Source organism: Halomonas shengliensis (assembly GCF_900104135.1).
GTDB lineage: Bacteria > Pseudomonadota > Gammaproteobacteria > Pseudomonadales > Halomonadaceae > Halomonas > Halomonas shengliensis.
Genome location: NZ_FNIV01000001.1, coordinates 424,414 through 440,368, shown reverse-complemented (window position 1 = coordinate 440,368; position 15,955 = coordinate 424,414). Strand labels below are relative to the sequence as shown.

The 15,955-nt window shown below is 68.9% G+C and carries 18 protein-coding genes; 9 read left to right on the top strand and 9 right to left on the bottom strand.

Features of this window, described 5'->3' with window-relative positions; translation table 11 throughout:
- Positions 1-37: 37 nt before the first annotated feature.
- On the top strand, positions 38-358 hold the full coding sequence (locus BLP95_RS02020) for a hypothetical protein (RefSeq protein WP_089676627.1): 321 nt from the start codon (positions 38-40) through the stop codon (positions 356-358).
- Here BLP95_RS02020 and BLP95_RS02015 read toward each other — a convergent pair.
- The gene (locus BLP95_RS02015; protein WP_176760209.1) at positions 326-2,338 is read right to left on the bottom strand and encodes a sensor domain-containing diguanylate cyclase; all 2,013 of its coding nucleotides are present in this window, start codon (positions 2,336-2,338) and stop codon (positions 326-328) included. The two genes, BLP95_RS02020 and BLP95_RS02015, sit on opposite strands and share 33 nt — an antisense overlap.
- A 153-nt stretch (positions 2,339-2,491) precedes the next feature.
- Positions 2,492-2,911, bottom strand: a complete 420-nt coding sequence (locus tag BLP95_RS02010; RefSeq protein ID WP_023006329.1) for a SpoIIAA family protein — start codon at positions 2,909-2,911, stop codon at positions 2,492-2,494.
- 210 nt (positions 2,912-3,121) lie between these two features.
- Between BLP95_RS02010 and BLP95_RS02005 the strand changes: the two genes are divergently transcribed.
- Positions 3,122-3,508, top strand: a complete 387-nt coding sequence (locus tag BLP95_RS02005) for a gamma-glutamylcyclotransferase family protein (protein WP_089676624.1) — start codon at positions 3,122-3,124, stop codon at positions 3,506-3,508.
- Positions 3,509-3,633: 125 nt separating this feature from the next.
- Positions 3,634-4,374, top strand: a complete 741-nt coding sequence (locus BLP95_RS02000) for a dienelactone hydrolase family protein (protein WP_089676622.1) — start codon at positions 3,634-3,636, stop codon at positions 4,372-4,374.
- A gap of 83 nt (positions 4,375-4,457) precedes the next feature.
- Here the strand turns inward: BLP95_RS02000 and BLP95_RS01995 are convergent, their stop codons facing one another.
- Together BLP95_RS01995 and BLP95_RS01990 are read right to left on the bottom strand one after the other, a co-directional pair.
- A complete protein-coding gene (locus BLP95_RS01995) occupies positions 4,458-5,813 on the bottom strand; it encodes a CHAD domain-containing protein (protein ID WP_089676620.1) in 1,356 nt (451 codons plus the stop codon).
- 87 nt (positions 5,814-5,900) lie between these two features.
- Entirely contained in the window at positions 5,901-6,665 is a 765-nt protein-coding gene (locus BLP95_RS01990; protein WP_089676617.1) for a FadR/GntR family transcriptional regulator, read from the bottom strand.
- 162 nt (positions 6,666-6,827) lie between these two features.
- Here BLP95_RS01990 and BLP95_RS01985 point away from each other — a divergent pair, with 162 nt between their 5' ends.
- The gene (locus BLP95_RS01985; RefSeq protein WP_089676615.1) at positions 6,828-7,109 is read left to right on the top strand and encodes a DUF503 domain-containing protein; all 282 of its coding nucleotides are present in this window, start codon (positions 6,828-6,830) and stop codon (positions 7,107-7,109) included.
- A 38-nt stretch (positions 7,110-7,147) separates the two neighbouring features.
- Positions 7,148-8,428 (top strand): sensor domain-containing diguanylate cyclase, encoded by a 1,281-nt coding sequence (locus tag BLP95_RS01980; protein WP_089676613.1) that lies wholly within the window; start codon positions 7,148-7,150, stop codon positions 8,426-8,428.
- Here BLP95_RS01980 and BLP95_RS01975 read toward each other — a convergent pair.
- Positions 8,402-9,715, bottom strand: coding sequence for a transthyretin-like family protein (locus tag BLP95_RS01975; protein WP_089676611.1), 1,314 nt, complete (start codon positions 9,713-9,715; stop codon positions 8,402-8,404). The genes BLP95_RS01980 and BLP95_RS01975 overlap by 27 nt on opposite strands.
- A 146-nt stretch (positions 9,716-9,861) precedes the next feature.
- Here BLP95_RS01975 and BLP95_RS01970 point away from each other — a divergent pair, with 146 nt between their 5' ends.
- From BLP95_RS01970 to BLP95_RS01955, 4 genes are all read left to right on the top strand, one after another.
- A complete protein-coding gene (locus tag BLP95_RS01970) occupies positions 9,862-10,725 on the top strand; it encodes an SDR family oxidoreductase (protein WP_089676609.1) in 864 nt (287 codons plus the stop codon).
- A gap of 95 nt (positions 10,726-10,820) precedes the next feature.
- Positions 10,821-11,066 carry a type II toxin-antitoxin system CcdA family antitoxin gene (locus BLP95_RS01965; protein ID WP_089676607.1) on the top strand — a complete coding sequence of 82 codons (246 nt, stop codon included), beginning with the start codon at positions 10,821-10,823 and terminating at the stop codon, positions 11,064-11,066.
- Entirely contained in the window at positions 11,066-11,383 is a 318-nt protein-coding gene (locus BLP95_RS01960) for a CcdB family protein (protein ID WP_089676605.1), read from the top strand. Before BLP95_RS01965 ends, BLP95_RS01960 begins: the two co-directional genes overlap by 1 nt.
- Before the next feature lie 129 nt (positions 11,384-11,512).
- Positions 11,513-12,100, top strand: a complete 588-nt coding sequence (locus BLP95_RS01955) for an NAD(P)H-dependent oxidoreductase (protein WP_089676603.1) — start codon at positions 11,513-11,515, stop codon at positions 12,098-12,100.
- Between the two features lie 4 nt (positions 12,101-12,104).
- Here the strand turns inward: BLP95_RS01955 and BLP95_RS01950 are convergent, their stop codons facing one another.
- The 4 genes from BLP95_RS01950 to BLP95_RS01935 form a co-directional block, all read right to left on the bottom strand.
- Positions 12,105-12,569: a hypothetical protein gene (locus BLP95_RS01950; RefSeq protein ID WP_089676601.1), complete on the bottom strand. Its 465-nt coding sequence runs from the start codon at positions 12,567-12,569 to the stop codon at positions 12,105-12,107.
- On the bottom strand, positions 12,566-13,462 hold the full coding sequence (locus BLP95_RS01945; protein ID WP_089676599.1) for a PhzF family phenazine biosynthesis protein: 897 nt from the start codon (positions 13,460-13,462) through the stop codon (positions 12,566-12,568). The genes BLP95_RS01950 and BLP95_RS01945 overlap by 4 nt, the downstream gene beginning before the upstream one ends.
- Complete coding sequence (locus BLP95_RS01940; RefSeq protein WP_089676596.1) at positions 13,459-14,484, bottom strand: virulence RhuM family protein/type II toxin-antitoxin system death-on-curing family toxin; 1,026 nt, start codon at positions 14,482-14,484, stop codon at positions 13,459-13,461. The genes BLP95_RS01945 and BLP95_RS01940 overlap by 4 nt, the downstream gene beginning before the upstream one ends.
- A gap of 199 nt (positions 14,485-14,683) precedes the next feature.
- Entirely contained in the window at positions 14,684-15,802 is a 1,119-nt protein-coding gene (locus BLP95_RS01935; protein WP_089676595.1) for an alkene reductase, read from the bottom strand.
- Positions 15,803-15,955 lie beyond the last annotated feature (153 nt).

Sequence of the window (15,955 nt, the reverse complement as noted above, 5' to 3'; positions counted from 1 at the left end):
CAACGCATGCTGGCATGCCGACACCAGGGAGACGGACATGGGAAAACTCTTCGGCCTGATCGTGATCGGGGGCCTCGCCTACGGCGGCCTCTACTTCTACTACGGGGTCAGCGTGAAGCAGGCGATCGAGCAGCAGCTCGATGCCCGTGGCTTCGACGCGATCCAAGTGGAGCGCGTCGACTTCCCGGTGACGGCCCCGCTGAGCCAGGACACCCGCCTGGCCGCCACCCTCGACTATCGCGGCGCCGAGGCGACCCTGGACATCCGGGTGATCGGCCATCCGGTGTTCTCGGACGAGATCACCCTGGAGCTGGACGGCCTGCAGTCACTGAGCCTCACCCTCGGTACCCCGAACTGATGCCCTGACAGCGGAGGCGCCTTGGGCGTCGTCCTCATCCACGACGACCCGGTCACGACCGCCCCGCTTGGCGCGGTAGCTCGCGGCATCGGCGCGGGCCAGGACGTCACCGATGGCAGCGTCGTCGGGATGCACCTGGCTCACGCCGATGCTGGCGGTGACAAACCACTGCTCTCCCTGATGCGCCACCGGCTGGGCGGCGATCCGTGCCCGTAACGCCTCGGCGAGGGTCTGCGACTGCTCGGGACCGCAACCGCTCAACAGCACGGCAAACTCGTCGCCGCCCTGGCGGGCGGCATGATCGTTGCTGCGCACCAGGCCCCGTATGGTCTCGCCCACCTGCTGCAACATGCGATCGCCCAGGGCGTGGCCGCCCTGGTCATTGATCGGCTTGAAGTGGTCGAGATCGAAGAGCAGCACCGCGGTGGGTGTGCCGACCTTCTGGCACTCGACCAGAGCCTCCTCGAGGCGGCGAAGCAGGCCGCGTCGATTGAGCAGCCCGGTCAACGGATCGTGCTCTGCCTCCCACCGTCGCAGGGTGTCGTCATGGCGATGCTGGGTGATATCACGTACGGCACCGACGATGCCGATGAACTTGCCATCGACATGAATCGCACCGGCATGCACATCCAGCCAGCGTGACTCCCCGTCGTCGTCCCGTATGCGGAACTGGCGGACGAAATCGTGGCGCTGGGCCAGGCTGTGGCGCCAGGCATCACGCACAGCGGGGCGATCCTCGGGATGGAGGCGCTCGCTCCAGGTGGCCAGATCGAGAGGCAAGTCGCCCCCCAGCAGCCGGCGCAGGGCGTCATTGGTGAAGGTCACCCTGCCCTGCGGGTCCGTCACGAACATCCCCTGGGGAGAGGCCGCCAGCGTGCCGCGCAGCAGCGCCTCGCGCTCCATCAGGTCGCTCAGGCTGGCGCGCCGGGCGCGCTCGGTCTCGTTGATCACCTCGATCACTCGCCGCAGCTCCGGCATGCGGGTCGGGATCTCCAGCCGTTGCCGCCGCTCGCCCTGAAGCTCGCGGACCTGCTCGGCGAGGTGCGCCAACGGACGCAGCGCCAGCCAGATCGACCCTCCCACCAGGGGCAGGACCAATATCAGCACGCCCCAGGCATAGAAGGAAATGCGTCGCATGCCGGCCACCAGCGGCGCTTCCGCCTGCGACTGGGGCAGGTGGACCCCCACGATCCAGTCGGCCGGCCAGATCTGGCGATACGCCACCAGCTGTGGCTCGCCGGAAGCCGACTGGTCCTGGCTCTCGCCCTCCCAGCCATACAGCGCCCTCTCGAGCGCCGGGGCGAGCCGGTCGGGAAGGTCGACGATGGCCTGCTGCTGGCGCGGGTGGTAGAGCCGCTGGCCGGACGCGGTGGTCACGGTGACGTAGCCGCTGTCGCCCAGGCGCAGGCGCTCGAAGCTCTTGAAGAGCCGACTCTCCCGGATATTGACCAGCCCTCCCAGGAAGCCGGTGTACCGGCCCTCGTCGTCATGCAGCGGAACCAGCATCATCACCAGGGGGTTACCGGTGATGCGGCCCACGAAGGGCTCGCTGACGAGCGGGCGCCGGAAGGCGTTCATGAAACGCGCATAGTCCCGGTCGGAGACAGTGACACCCACGCGGCCTTCGCCCGCTGGCCAGGCATCGACGATCCGGCTGTCGCGATTGGAAAGGATCACGCCCTCGAAGAGGTGGGCCAGGCCGTGGGTATGCTGGGCGTCAAGGGCCCCCTCACGGGGCTCGGGAATCCTGCTTGCCAGCTGCTCCAGCTCCTCCAGTCGCAGGCCGACCTGGTTGGTGATGGCGTTGCTGATCAGCTCGGCCTCGTAGCGCAGGTGCTGGTGGTTGGTCTCGTCCACCAGCAGGCGGCCCGCCTGCCAACCGAGGGTCAGCAGCGTCACGCACAACAGGCCCCAAAGCACCGCGGCGCCGACCAGCAGGCGCCCACGCAGGGTCATCAGGGGGAACGTCAGGGGACGCACGAGGGGAGCCAGATAACGCGACCGGACACCACGCCGCTCTGGATGAGATTTCGCTGTCATGAGCCCTATGCTGCACGAGAATAACCCCAGGCTCCAGCGCCGGCCTGGCGCACGGCATCGCATCCCATCCCGGTAGGCAACACGTTCGTCGCCTCAGGCGCCGTGGTAGCCATCCTCCTCGGGGCTCTCGTGCTCGCCCTGGGGCAGCTCGGCGACCCACTCCCGGGCGGCGGCGTACTCGCGATGCGGGAAGGTGCGGATCTCGATCGCCTTGAACAGGCGATCCTCGAGATGGGCGATATGCTTGACCCACTCCTTGTCGGTGATCACCGCGGCGCGGTGGTAGCGCGACAGGTCGCCGAGCTGGGTGAGGCCGTAGCCGACATCCTTGAGCAGCGCGGTAAGGGTCATCCAGCGCAATCCGTCGAGCTCGGCCAGCAGGCTGACACGGGGATGGTCGCGCTTGGCGGCCTCGATGGCATCGATGGCCCGCTGCAGCTCCCGGCCGGTCACCACGCCGCCGACCTTCATGGCCACGACGTGCGGTGCCGAGTGAGTGATGAACTCCAACATGGAAATCTCCCTGGTCGCTCTGCGTATAGGGGGTGAGCCTGCCTTCAGCATAGCCGCTGACGGCGCGGCCGAAACGGCACGCCCTAACGCCCCGATGTGTTCGGCCACAACCCCGTGGTTTACCCGGGACTCGCCTGGGGAGAGGATAACGGTCTCGGTGGGACAATCACGCCGTTCCCCATGTCACCACTGCGCCGGAGGCTGCTCAACATGCTGACCCCCACACTCGCCGTCGCCCGCACGCCGCTGGTCGCCGTCTACGGCACCCTCAAGCGCGGCCTGGGGAACCACCACTGGCTCGAGGGTGCCGACTTCCTCGGCAACGACCGGCTGGCCGGCGTGACCCTCTACGACCTGGGGCCCTTCCCGGGCGCCAAGCTCGAGCCCTCCCGCGGGGTGGAGGTCGAGGTCTTCCGGGTGGATGCCCGCCTGCTGGCCGGCCTCGACCGGCTGGAGGACTACCGGCCTCGCCAGCCCCGGCTCGGCCTCTACGACCGCACGCCTCACCCCACCGCCTTCGGTCACGCCTGGCTCTACCTCTACAACCCCGACGTGAGCGGCCACGCGGCGATCCGCGAGGGCGGTTGGTGGCCCTAAACCCGGCACCGGCACCACAAGGCGCGTCGGCAGCGACGTCACGAAGGGTAATGCGGGACGCCGATTGCATCCGGGCCCGCGCCCTGAGACGCTCGGGCCATCAGCGCCTCGCACCGGAGCCCGCCATGTCCCGCGCCCTCGACATTCCCGCCGCCAACGGCACCATCGATGCCCACCTCTTCACGCCCGCGGATGCCAAGGGACCGCTTCCGGCCGTGGTGCTGTTCACCGACATCGGCGGCCTGCGGCCCTGCTACCACCATAAGGCCCAGCGCATCGCGGACAACGGCTATGCCGTCCTGATGCCCAACATCTACTACCGCGATGCCCGCGGGGCCGTGGTGCCGGAAGGCCGGTCCTTCCGTGACCCGGAAGTGCGCCCGACGCTGTTCGACTACGCCGGCCACCTCACGCCCGAGGCGCAGTCGCGCGACTTCGCCGCCCTCCTCGCCTGCCTTGACCAGGAGGCCGAGTTCGCCGCAGGCAAGATCGGCGTGGTCGGCTACTGCATGACCGGCGCCTTCGCGCTGCGCATGGCGGCTGAGCACCCCGGGCGTGTTGCCGCGGCGGCGGGCTTCCACTCCGCCCGGCTGGCGGAGGTCGACGACCCGGCAAGCCCCGTCCACGTGGTCGGCAACATCCAAGGTCGCGTCTATCTCGGCCACGCCGACCAGGACGAGCTGCTGCCCCCCGAGCAGATCGCCCGAATGGACGAGGCACTGTCCCGCGCCGGCGTGCACTTCACTACCGAACTCTTCAAGGGCGCCACCCACGGCTTCACCGCCAGGGACGCTCCCTCCTGGGACGGCGCCGCCGACGCCCTGCACCACAGGCGCATCGCCCAGCTGCTGGAGGAGACGCTGTAGGGCGCCTCTCATGGCGGCGTTCGTGTCGCCATCGAGGAAGCATCTGTGGACTGTGCCCGAGCACTCCTGGGAGGGGGCGGCACTCAGCGGGAGAGAGACGGCAGCGCCATGACCTGCTCGCGCAGCGCCCGCTTCGCCTGCTCCAGCGACTCCCGCCAGGCGCGACACGCCTCGGCCTGTTCGGGCAGGTCGCCGGAGAAGGCCACGACCCAGGCCTGGCGGGTGCAGAGGTCCTGGAAGTCACCGAGCAGGTTCTGACGCCCCTTGAGCCGGCGCAGCAGGTCACGATGGCGCCCTGGGTCAAGCTCGGCCAGGTAGCGGATGCGCTTCACGCCCTTGCGCAGGTCGTGGAAGGCCTCGTCGGGGCTCTCGGAGGCCAGGGCCGCCAGGTCGGCATCGTGACGGGCGAGGCGCTCGGCCAGCACCGCCTCGACCCGCGAGGCCTTCACCTCGTCAAGGGCACGCCGGAAGGGGCGACCCTCCAGGAAGTCCCGCCAGTCCGCCCTCTCCTTGGCGTACTCCCGCTCGGCAAGCTGCCGGCAGAGCACCAGATGTCGCTCCTCGCGACGGGCCAGGAGCCAGTCGTGCAGCGCCTGGCGGCCCCCCTGCGACAGCGGCGGCGGCTCCTTGGCCAGGTTCTCCAGGAAGACGTCCAGGTCGCGCAGCTCGCTGGTCGCCTGGGCCCGGCGCTTTATGCGCTTGAGGCGCTTCTTGAGGCCGGGCACCTCGGCCACGGCGGCGAGCGCCTCGCCCAGCGCGCGGCTGCGCCGCAGGTTGACCCGATACTGGTGCAGGAACTCGGGGTCGATGCCGGCGATGACGCCGGGCTCGCGGGCACGCACCAGCCGCCGCTGGTGATGCAGCAGCCCATGCAGACGCGAGGCAAGGTCGGCGTTGCCGAGCTCCGGGGCGGCCGGCGCCCGGCGCTGGAAGAGGGCGTGACTCGCCTCGGCAGGCAGCAGGCGCTGGACCAGCGCGGCGCCATGGCGACTGGCCCCCTGCCAGCCGTCGCCAGGCAGGTGGAGATGAAGGAGACCTCCGGTGGGCAAGGCGGCCAGCGCCTCGCGGCAGAGCCAGCGGGCGAGCTGCAGCAGGGCCGGGTTGTGGCCGATCAGCAGCACCCGCTCGAGATCATCCGGCAGGCCACGCAGCCAGGCCAGCAGCGCCTGCCCCTCGAAGGTGTAGAGCGCCTCGTCCAACCGGGCCCGCGCCATGAGGTCCTCACCGGCAAGCGCGGCGTCGACCGCCTCCAGGGTCTGCACGCAGCGGCGGGCGCCGCTGACATGGACCTCGCCCGCCAAGGCCTGGCAGCGCGCCAGGGCAGGCGCCATTGCCGCCGCCTGGCGACGTCCGCGACGGCGCAGGGGACGCTGATGATCGGCCTGGTCGGCACGGGGCCGCCTGGCCTTGGCGTGACGCAGCAGGAAGAGCTCCGGCATGGGGCCTCCACGGCGAGGGCTGGCAGCAGACAGCGTAGACCAGGCCGGGGCGCCCTTCCCGCCGAAGGGGGCTGGCGCCGGCTGCCGTCAGGGCGACAGCGCGGCCGGGCGCCTCACCTTGCGACCGTCGGGGTCCAGCCCCAGGTCGGCGGCGGTGCGCTCGAGAACCCGCTCGGTGGCCTCCCGGGCGGCCTCCGGCTGGCGCAGGCGAATGGCGTCGAGCAGCTGGCGGTGGCGCTCCAGGCTGTCCGCCAGGGAGTCCGCCTGGTGATGGGAGCGCTGGATCAGCGCGATGATGGCGGGGCGTAGCAGCCGACCCATCTGGCGCCATACCAGGTTGTGGCTGGCGCGGTAGATGGCGTCGTGGAAGGCCACGTCATGCTCGGCGTGCTCCTCGCGGCGCGCCGGGTCGGCGGCGCTGTCGCACATGCCCTCGAAGGCGCGCTCGATGTTGGCCAGGTCCTGGTCGGTGGCCGACAGCGCCGCCAGCTCGCCGATGAAGGGCTCCGCGGAGAGGCGGAAGGCGAACACCTCCCTGACCAGCTGGGGGTGTGGCGCCTCGAGGCCCGCCATCCACTCGCTCATCTGGGGGTCTAGCAGGTTCCACTCCTCGAGCGGACGCACCACGGTGCCGCGCCCGGCGGTGCGCTCGATCAGGCCATTGCTGGTCAGCTCGGCCAGGGCGTTGCGGACGCGGTTGCGACTGACCCCGAAGTGCTCGCACAGGTCGAGCTCGCGGGGAAAGAGGTCCCCGCTGCCCCAACGGCCCGACAGGATGGAATGGGCCAGGATGGTGGCCAGGGCGCGTGAGCCACCCGACTTCGGGGCAAGTTGCAATTCCGACAGGGACATCGACAGGACCTCGTGAGAATGGGGCTACACCCTACTTAATGTCAGATATTTACCGCAAGCGTCGCGCGCTTGCCAGCGATACGCCCCAGGTCACACCATGAAACGACCGGCACGCGGCCCCGAAGGCCGCCGGCGCCCTCCTCTTCGCGCCAGGGAGTCAGCATGCATATCGGCATCCTCACCCTTTCGATCTCGCTGCCCGGCTGCCGCTCCCTCAAGGAGAAACGCCAGCGCATGGGCGGCCTGCATGAGCGCTTCGGGCGCCACCCCGCGGTGGCGGTGTGCGAGAGTGGCGAGCTCGACCGCCTGGAGGCGAGCGAGTGGACCTTCGTGGCGGTGGCGACCAGCGGCCCCAAGGTGGAGGCGCTGCTCGCCGAGATCGAGGACAAGGTCCAGCGCGGCGTGGATGGGCGCGTGCTGGCAGCGACCCGTGAGTTACTATAGGAAGCAGGCCTCCAATTCCGGCCGCCGGGATTCCGCCCATGTCACCATCCAGCCACAACGAAGCCATCCTCTGGAACGCCCTCTTCGAGGCGTCCTGGGACGGCATGGTGGTACTGAAGCACGATGGCAGTCTCTACCGGGTCAACCAGCGCTATGCCGAGATGCTCGGCTATACGCGCGAGGAGCTGGAGTCGATGTACGTCTGGGACCTCGACACCCGCTTCAGCCGGCCCGAGATCGAGACGATGCTGGCACGCGTCGACGATACCGGGGCCCACTTCGAGACCCAGCAGCGCCGCAAGGATGGCCGCCTCGTCGACGTGGAGCTCAGCAACAACGGCGCCACCTACGAGGGGCTCAAGCTGATCTTCTGCATCGTGCGCGACATCACCGCACGCAAGGCGACCGAGGAGCGGCTGCGCCGCAGCGAGGCACTGCTGCGGGGCATCGCCTCCCAGGTGCCGGGGGTCCTCTACCAGTACCGCATGGCACCGGACGGCTCGCGCAGCTTCCCCTACCTCAGCGAGGGCCTCGCCACACAAGGCGGCCTGTCGCTCGGCGCGCTGTCCGGCCCGGAGGTGGTGCCGCTGATGTCGCGCATCCTTCCCGAGGATGCCGGCCTCGTCGAAGCCCAGACCCAGCACAGCGCCGCCACCATGGAAAACGTCCATGTGGAGTTCCGCTTCCGCCATGGCGACGGCTCGATCCGCTGGATCGAATGCCGCTCCACACCCCAGCGGGAGGCCGACGGCTGCATCCTCTGGACCGGCATCCTGCTGGACATCACCCAGCGCAAGCGGGCCGAGGAGCGCGTCACCACCATGGCCATCACCGACGGCCTCACCGGCATCCTCAACCGCCAGGAGTTCGGCCGGCTGCTGGAGAGGGAGATGGCCCGCGCCAGCCGCTACGCCTCGCCGCTGTCGCTGATCATGTATGACCTCGACCATTTCAAGCGCATCAACGACCGCTTCGGCCACAACGCCGGCGATGACGTGCTCAAGACGGTCGCCGGCCTGGTGGGTGAATGCCTGCGCGATACCGACCTCCACGGCCGTTGGGGCGGCGAGGAGTTCATGGTGCTGCTGCCGGAGACCGGCCTGGCGGCGGCCGGCAAGGTGGCCGAGAAGCTGCGTCGGGCGATCGCCGATCACCGCTTCGAGGGGCCTGGCGGCGTTACCGCCAGCTTCGGCGTGGCACAGATGGTGCCCGGCGAGGACTCCCGGTCGCTGGCCCAGCGGGTGGACGAGGCGCTCTACCGGGCCAAGGCGCTGGGCCGGAACCGGGTCGAGTCATGGGGCGCAGCCGAGCGCGGCTGACGCCTCGTTCACCTCCCGGATCCTGACCTCGAGATCATGGCGCCGATAGGCCGCATCGAAGGCCATCACCGCGAAGACGGTATCCCGGTCGGTGCCGACCAGCCGAGGGGCCGAGTGGTGGACGAAGGTCCGGCCCTGGATCGTCATCTGCAGGCGTGGCAACCCCTCGTCGTCATGGTCCAGCCTCACATCCTCGAAGCGCCACGCCAGCGGCGCCTCCCCGGCGCAGCTCGCCAGGTCCAGCGGCTCGCCCGGCGCAAGGGCGAAGCGCTGTCGCTCCAGCTCCCGGTCCTCGGCATCCGTGACCAGCAGCCGATAGCGTCGTGGTCCCCGGTAAGGCTCGCCCTGGCTGGGAAGCTGCGCCAGCACCGAGGCGCGCAGCGGGTCCACGCGGACCAGCGGCGGCTGGAACGGCAGCTCGCTTCCCGGGCCGGGGCGATAGACGAAGCGCAGCGACAGCAGCCGCTCGCTGCTGGCATCGAGCCCCGGCACGCTGCCGGACATCGCCAATGCCTCGCCGGGCGCCCAGGCGAGCTTGGCGTGGCGATCCCGGGCGGTGCGCAGGAACAGCGTGCCGGGGGTGTCGTCCAGCGTCAGCCGTGCGTTCGCCGGCGGCTCGGGCGAGGCATCCCGATAGCGCAGCAGGTAGTCGTAGGACGGGCGGGCGATCCCCTGCGCCTCGGCCGAGACGAAGTGGAGCCCGCCCCCCTCGGCGGCGGCCAGGGTGACCCGCAACGGCTCGCGCTCCAGGTCGACGGGAAAGAGGTCGGCCCGGGCCGGGTCACGCACCGGGGCGTGGTCGATGAAGGACCAGCCGAAGGGTTCGCCCGATTCGTCCCACCCCAGGTAGGCGGTCCCGCCGGGCAGGCGCTCCTCCCGCTCTGCCACCGTCTGCAGGGTCACGTCCGCGCCGGGGGCCACATAGCCGGCATCGAGGCGCTGGAAGCCCTGCGCCTGGGCCACCAGCCGGCCGCCGCCGCTACCGAGCAACCACTCCGGGCCGGGCAAAGGCAGCCGAAAGCGCCCCTCGACATCGGTGGTGGTAGTGGTTGCGTAGCGCTTGTCCCAGACCAGCTGGCGCTCCGGGCCGATCAGCCCCCAGCCGTGGCGGCTCAGGGTCAGGGTGGCGCCGGCGATCGGGGTCTCATGGTGATACTCGATCAGCCGCCCCGTCACCGGTGCGGGCGTGAGCCACCAGAGCGTCAGCCAGACCGCCAGCACCAGCCCCGAGACCACGGCCCCCGCTATCACCCCCCACCGCCAACGGCGCCCGGCATGCTCGCTCATGGTTCGCCTCCCCTCCTCGCCACCGGCAGCCTAGCACCCCGCCCCTCGCGACGGGTACTGCCCTGGCCCATCGTTGCGCAACGGGCGCCCGGGCCATAAGGTCGAAGCCCTCACCCCGGCCCCCTGGGCAGAGAAAGGAGCTCCATATGCCAGCCGCCCCGCCACAGACCACGCGCAGCCTGCTGATCACCGGCTGCTCCAGCGGCATCGGCCATGCCGCGGCCCATGCCATGGCCGAGCGGGGCTGGCGGGTCTTCGCCACGGCGCGCAGGGACGAGGATGTCGCCCGGCTGTGCGAGGAGGGTTTCGAGGCGTTGCCCCTGGACCTCGCCAGCAGCGCCTCCATCGAGGCGGCGGTCGCCGAGGTGGCGAAGCGCACCGACGGCCGACTGACGGCGCTGTTCAACAACGGCGCCTACGGCCAGCCCGGCGCGGTGGAGGACCTCTCCCGCGAGGTGCTGAGAGAGCAGCTCGAGACCAACCTGCTCGGCACCCACGAGCTCACCGTTCGTGTGCTCCCGATGATGCGCGCCCAGGGGCATGGGCGCATCGTGCACAACAGCTCGGTGCTGGGCTTCGCCGCCCTGCCCTACCGCGGCGCCTATGTCTGCTCCAAGTTCGCCCTCGAGGGGCTCAGCGACACCCTGCGCCAGGAGCTCATCGGCAGCGGTATCCAGGTCAGTCTGATCCAGCCCGGCCCCATCGCCAGCCGCTTTCGCGAGAACGCCCACCGCGCCTTTCGCGCCAACATCGATACCCGGCACAGCGCCCATGCCGAGACCTATCGCAAGGTGGAGGCACGCCTGGCCAGCCAGGACGGCAAGGGTGCCTTCACCCTGGGTCCCGAGGCGGTGGTGGCCAAGCTGATCCACGCCCTGGAGCACCCGCGTCCCAGGCCTCGCTACGCGGTGACCCTGCCGACCCACCTCTTCGCCGCCTTCAGGCGGGTACTGAGTACCCGCGGCATGGACCGGGTGCTGCTGCGCGCGACGCGGGATGAGCGGGAGTGAATGCCCGGGCAGTCCGCCACGCAGAGCATGCCTTGCCACCCAACCATGATGCGCATACGCTATACGCATCGCCTATCTCGACGAGAGATCGCACCATGTCGCCACTCTTCGATGTCACGGCACCCAAGAAGGCCACCAACGTCAGCATCAACAGCGACCTGCTCCAACTCGCAAGGCACCTGGGGATCAACCTCTCAGCCACCTTCGAGAGCGCGCTGACGGAAAAGGTACGTGCAGAGCAACGCGACAAATGGCAACGGGAAAACAGCGATGCCATTCGGGCCTACAACCAGTTCGTCGAAGAGAACGGCACCTTCGGTGATGACGAGCGGCAGTTCTGATGGCCCAATTCAACGCCTACGAAAACCGGAATCCAGCCTCGCGGCATCGCTACCCCTACCTGCTTGATATCCAGTGCGACCTGCTCGAAGAGCTCCGCACCACCGTGGTCGTGCCTCTCTGTCCTGTCGCGCAAGCCGAGAGCGTGCGCATGACCTACTTGAATCCCGTCATCGAGATCGACGAAGAGCGTTACATCGCCATGACGCAGGAGCTTGCCGGCATCGAAAGGAAGCGACTCGGTGCACCCGTTCATGACCTTGGTGACTATCGCGATCGGATCATGGCCGCCGTCGACTTCCTGATCACCGGCATCTGATTCATCCGGCAACCAGCGGACACGGCCGCAGTGCCCGCACTGCCCATGGCTTGATATCGGTCAAGGTGATCACCGGCCGGACGACTACGCTGAGGGTGAAGCCCCCTACCTCACTGAGAGGTCGTCGTCATGCACCAGCGAATCTTGATCCTGCAGGGTCACCCCGACCGCAGCGAAACCCACCTCTGCCACGCCCTGGCCGACCACTACCGCGCCGGCGCGGAGCAGAAGGGCCACGAGATCCGCCAGATCGACCTGGCCAGCCTCGAGTTCCCCCTGATTCGCAGCCAGAAGGAGTGGGAGCATTCGCCCCTCCCCGACAGCCTGGCCGAGGCCCAGGAGGCCATCGGCTGGTGCCAGCACCTGGTGCTCATCTTCCCCCTGTGGCTTGGCGACATGCCGGCCATGGTCAAGGGTTTCCTGGAACAGGTGCTGCGCCCGGGCTTCGCCTTCGAGTACGAGGAGGACAACCCCCTGGGCAAGAAGGGGCTGACCGGTCGCTCGGCACGGGTCATCGTGACCATGGGCATGCCGGCGGCCATCTACCGCCACCTCTACCGCGCCCACAGCCTCAAGTCGCTGGAGCGCAACGTCCTCGGCTTCGTCGGCTTTTCACCGATACGCGAGACGCTGATCGGCGGCGTGGAGGGGATGAGCCAGAAGGAGATCGACGACTGGTTCCGCGAGGTGCATACCTTCGGCGAAGAGGGACGGTAGGCGCCTACCGGTCCAGCCCCAGATACTTGATTCTGCGGTAGAGCGCCGTGATGCCACCGCCGCCGAGCATCATGCCGAGGCCCGCCACCACCACGAAGAGGGCGTCGTAGGCGATGGCGCCGGCGCCCGTGTAGGCCGCCAGCAGCATGCCGACGTGACGCACCACCAGGTACACGCCGATCAGGAAGGTGCCAGCCCGCACCAGGTCCTCGTCCGTGATGCGCGCGCCGTCGTCGGCCTCGACCCCGCCATGCAGCCTCTCCGCCAGCCGCCCGGCGAAGCCCCACAGCAGCACCCCGCCGAGCATCGGCACGCCAACGGTCGCCGCATAGATCAGCAGCAACTTCCCGATGCCGGGCTCGGCGGCATTGGGCCCCAGCAGCGCCAGCGCCGGCACCACCGAGAACAGCGTCTTCAGGAAGAGGTAGAGCCCCAGCAGGCGGATCAGCAGGATGGAGAAGGGATTCATAGGGCCTCCCGGGAAACCGACAGCCCACTTGGCAGGTGCAGCGTCCCGCTTCCCACGATCACGGCCTCTCCCGCGATGCGAACCGAAAGATCGTGTTCGGTGCGCTCGGCCTCGGCAAGGATGCGGCTTGGGCGCCCCATCTCGACCCCCTGCTCGATCTGCCAACGCCATCGACCGACTCCGCTGTTCTGTGCCAGATGCCCTGCCAGGGCCGCTGCCGCACTGCCGGTAGCAGGATCTTCGCGCACGCCACCCGGGGTGGAAAACATCCGGGTTCTCACACCCCGTGTTGCCCCACCCTGGTTGCCAAGCACGTAGAGATAGATCTGATCCTGGCCACTGGGTGAGACCCAGTCCGCCCAGGGGCCTGGCGATGGCCGTGCCCGCTCGAGGGCCTCTACCGACGCGAGCTCGACCAGATGATAGGGCAGCCCGCAGGAGGCGAGCACCGGCTCGCTCAGGACTTGGTGTGCCCCCAGGCCCAGCAGCTCGGCCGCAGCGGTCCGATTCAAGGAGCTCGGCAGGCGGCTGAACGACGCGGCCGTGGTAAAGCGAGCCAGTTGGTTGTCGAACTCAACGACGATAGGGCCGACGCCAGCCTCGAGAACCAGCGGACACTCTCGCTCGGCCATGTCCAGCGCCACCAGCAGGTGGGCGGTACCTACCGTCGGATGGCCCGCGAAGGGGAGTTCCTGTGTGGGCGTGAAGATGCGGATGGGGTAGCGATGCTGTTCGGTTGCCTCGCCGACGAATACCGTCTCGGAGAGGTTCAGCTCGTTGGCGATGGCCTGCATCGTGCCAGAGGCGAGGCCCTCGGCGTAGGGGAAAACCGCCAGCGGATTGCCGGCAAAGGCCCGGTCGGTGAAGACATCGAGCAGGAAATACTCGGTCATACAGACTCTCCGGAAACTCGAGCTTCAGGGATGGCGAGCATGTTCATGATCAGCCGGACCATCGTCTCCTTGTTGGCCGGGTCGGACTCGGCGATCAGCAGCGTCAGGGCGGCGAGGCCCACGTCGTTGACCACCACCGCGCCGTGGGCATCGAGCAGGCGTTCGTTGCGGTAGAGGAAGTCGACAAACAGATAGGCCGCGCTGCGCTTGTTGCCATCGGCGAAGGGGTGGTTCTTGACCACGAAGTAGAGCAGGTGCGCGGCCTTGGCCTCCACCGAGGGATAGGCCGGCTCGCCGAAGATCGTCTGGTCGAGATTGCCGAGCAGCGCCTCGAGGCCGTCGCCGCGCTCCCGGGCGAACAGGTCTGTGGCCTCGCCCTTGGCGATCAGCTCGGCCTTGAGCGACGCTAGCGCCGCGCGAGCCTCTTCCAGGGTCGGCAGCCGGCCGCCGGCCTCGGCGCGGGGTTCGGTGAGTAGGCCCTCGTCGTAGCGCTGCAGCAGCAGGAAGGTCTGGGCATAGCGGGTGACGATATCGACGAAGCCCCGTCCGCTGGCGGCATCCAGCGCCGGGCTGCCGGCGGTCTTGCGCACCAGGGCCATGGCGGCTTCCAGCTCGCGGGCGTTTTCCTCGAAGCGCTGGCGGTTCAGGGTCCAGCCTTGGGTAAGATGCTCGCGCAACACCCGGGTGGCCCACTGGCGGAAGCGAGTGCCTTGGGGAGACTTGACCCGATACCCCACCGAAATGATCACATCCAAATTGTAGTGTTCAATGCTCCGTGTGACCTTCCGTGCGCCCTCCTGCCGAACTATCCGGAATTTCCGGATAGTTGAATCACGCTCCAGCTCATCTTCGGAATAGACGTTCAGCAGGTGCTCATTAACGGTGCGGACATCCTTGCCGAATAGCTCCGACATCTGCCGCTGCGTCAGCCAGACGGTGTCTTGCTCCACGTCCAGCCGCACCTCGACCTGCTGATCGGCCTCCTGATAGATGACGATGGGTGTCTGGCTATTGGTGTTCATGTCCTGCTCCCCAACTCCCCGGCCTGTTCCTGCTTGGGTCTAGCGCCGACAGCCCCGGATAGCGGCCCTTGGCGATGTGTTTGATGAATGCTACGCCGCGCCCACCAGCGCCGCCAATCGGCGATGGCGACGCCCCATCACGCCACAAGCCCGGCTCGATGGCCGGGCTTGTGGCGTTCAGCGGCTGGCTGGCATCGCCTCAGCCGAGGCGGTCGTGGCCATTATCGAGGAAGGGGTAGTCGGTGTAGCCCGTCGCGGCGCCGCCGTAGAAGGTGGCGTGGTCCGGCTCGTTGAGCGCGGCGCCCACCCGGAAGCGCTCGGGCAGGTCGGGGTTGGCGATGAAGGGGCGGCCGAAGGCGATGGCGTCGGCGCTGTCCTCGTCGAGGCGAGCCTGGGCGCTTTTCGCATCGTAGTTGCCGCAGTAGATCAGCCCGCCCTTGAAGCGCTCGCGCATCTGCTCGCGGAAGCCCTCGGGGAAGGTGATGTCACCACCGGCCCAGTTGGGCTCGTTGAAGTGGAGGTAGGCCAGGCCGCGGCGGTTGAGCTCGTCGGCCAGGTAGAGGGCCATCGCCTCGGGCTCCTCGTCGGTGAGGCCGAACAGCTCGATGAAGGGGGTCAGGCGGATGCCGACCCGCTCGGGCCCGAACACCTCGGCCACGGCGTCGACCACCTCCAGCGGGAAGCGCGCACGGTTCTCGATGGAGCCGCCGTACTGGTCGGTGCGCCGGTTGGTGCCGGTGGCGAGGAACTGGTTGAGCAGGTAGGCGTTGGCGGCGTGGACCTCGACCATGTCGAAGCCGGCACGCTTGGCGCGCTGCGCGGCCTGGCGGTAGTCCTCAACGATGCCGGGGATCTCGTCGGTCTCAAGCGCCCGTGGCGTGCTGGTGGGGTGCTGGCCGGCGCTGCCGTCCTCGAACTCGACGAAGCACTGGGCGCCCTCGCCCTTCAGGGCGCTGGGGGCCACGGGCTGCTGGCCATCGGGCTGCACCATCTCGTGGGAGACGCGGCCGACGTGCCACAGCTGCAGGGCGATGCGCCCGCCCTTGGCATGCACGGCCTCGACCACGTCGCGCCAGCCGGCCTCCTGCGCATCGGTCCAGATGCCCGGGGTGTAGACGTAGCCGCGGGCGGTGGGCGAGATGTTGGTGGCCTCGCTGATGATCAGGCCGGCGCCGGCGCGCTGGCCGTAGTAGGCCTGCTGCAGCGTGCCGGGCACGCTGTCCGGGGTGCGTGCCCGGGTCAGGGGCGCCATGATCACGCGGTTGGGCAGGGTCAGGCTGCCGAGCCTGAGCGGGGTGAGAAGCGAAGGATTCGGCATGAGGCGCCTCCTCTGGAAAGGGAATTTCACTGGGTGAAAGCAGGCCAACACCATAAGCGTGTTAACGGCCTTCGCCAAGCCAGAGCGCCGATGGCCCCCATAGCCTGGCGCTATCGTGTAGCCGCCTCGTCACCGCCTTCGGCCCATCCCGCG

Excerpts from the sequence above, each read along its gene's own strand:
- BLP95_RS02005 (WP_089676624.1), top strand. The coding sequence starts at position 3,122 with ATGCTGACCCCCACACTCGCCGTCGCCCGCACGCCGCTGGTCGCCGTC.
- BLP95_RS01940 (WP_089676596.1), bottom strand. The coding sequence starts at position 14,484 with ATGAACACCAATAGCCAGACACCCATCGTCATCTATCAGGAGGCCGAT.
- BLP95_RS01950 (WP_089676601.1), bottom strand. The coding sequence starts at position 12,569 with ATGAATCCCTTCTCCATCCTGCTGATCCGCCTGCTGGGGCTCTACCTC.
- BLP95_RS02000 (WP_089676622.1), top strand. The coding sequence starts at position 3,634 with ATGTCCCGCGCCCTCGACATTCCCGCCGCCAACGGCACCATCGATGCC.
- BLP95_RS01990 (WP_089676617.1), bottom strand. The coding sequence starts at position 6,665 with ATGTCCCTGTCGGAATTGCAACTTGCCCCGAAGTCGGGTGGCTCACGC.
- BLP95_RS01965 (WP_089676607.1), top strand. The coding sequence starts at position 10,821 with ATGTCGCCACTCTTCGATGTCACGGCACCCAAGAAGGCCACCAACGTC.
- BLP95_RS01935 (WP_089676595.1), bottom strand. The coding sequence starts at position 15,802 with ATGCCGAATCCTTCGCTTCTCACCCCGCTCAGGCTCGGCAGCCTGACC.
- BLP95_RS01945 (WP_089676599.1), bottom strand. The coding sequence starts at position 13,462 with ATGACCGAGTATTTCCTGCTCGATGTCTTCACCGACCGGGCCTTTGCC.
- BLP95_RS01960 (WP_089676605.1), top strand. The coding sequence starts at position 11,066 with ATGGCCCAATTCAACGCCTACGAAAACCGGAATCCAGCCTCGCGGCAT.
- BLP95_RS02010 (WP_023006329.1), bottom strand. The coding sequence starts at position 2,911 with ATGTTGGAGTTCATCACTCACTCGGCACCGCACGTCGTGGCCATGAAG.
- BLP95_RS01995 (WP_089676620.1), bottom strand. The coding sequence starts at position 5,813 with ATGCCGGAGCTCTTCCTGCTGCGTCACGCCAAGGCCAGGCGGCCCCGT.
- BLP95_RS01970 (WP_089676609.1), top strand. The coding sequence starts at position 9,862 with ATGCCAGCCGCCCCGCCACAGACCACGCGCAGCCTGCTGATCACCGGC.
- BLP95_RS02020 (WP_089676627.1), top strand. The coding sequence starts at position 38 with ATGGGAAAACTCTTCGGCCTGATCGTGATCGGGGGCCTCGCCTACGGC.
- BLP95_RS01985 (WP_089676615.1), top strand. The coding sequence starts at position 6,828 with ATGCATATCGGCATCCTCACCCTTTCGATCTCGCTGCCCGGCTGCCGC.
- BLP95_RS01975 (WP_089676611.1), bottom strand. The coding sequence starts at position 9,715 with ATGAGCGAGCATGCCGGGCGCCGTTGGCGGTGGGGGGTGATAGCGGGG.
- BLP95_RS01955 (WP_089676603.1), top strand. The coding sequence starts at position 11,513 with ATGCACCAGCGAATCTTGATCCTGCAGGGTCACCCCGACCGCAGCGAA.
- BLP95_RS01980 (WP_089676613.1), top strand. The coding sequence starts at position 7,148 with ATGTCACCATCCAGCCACAACGAAGCCATCCTCTGGAACGCCCTCTTC.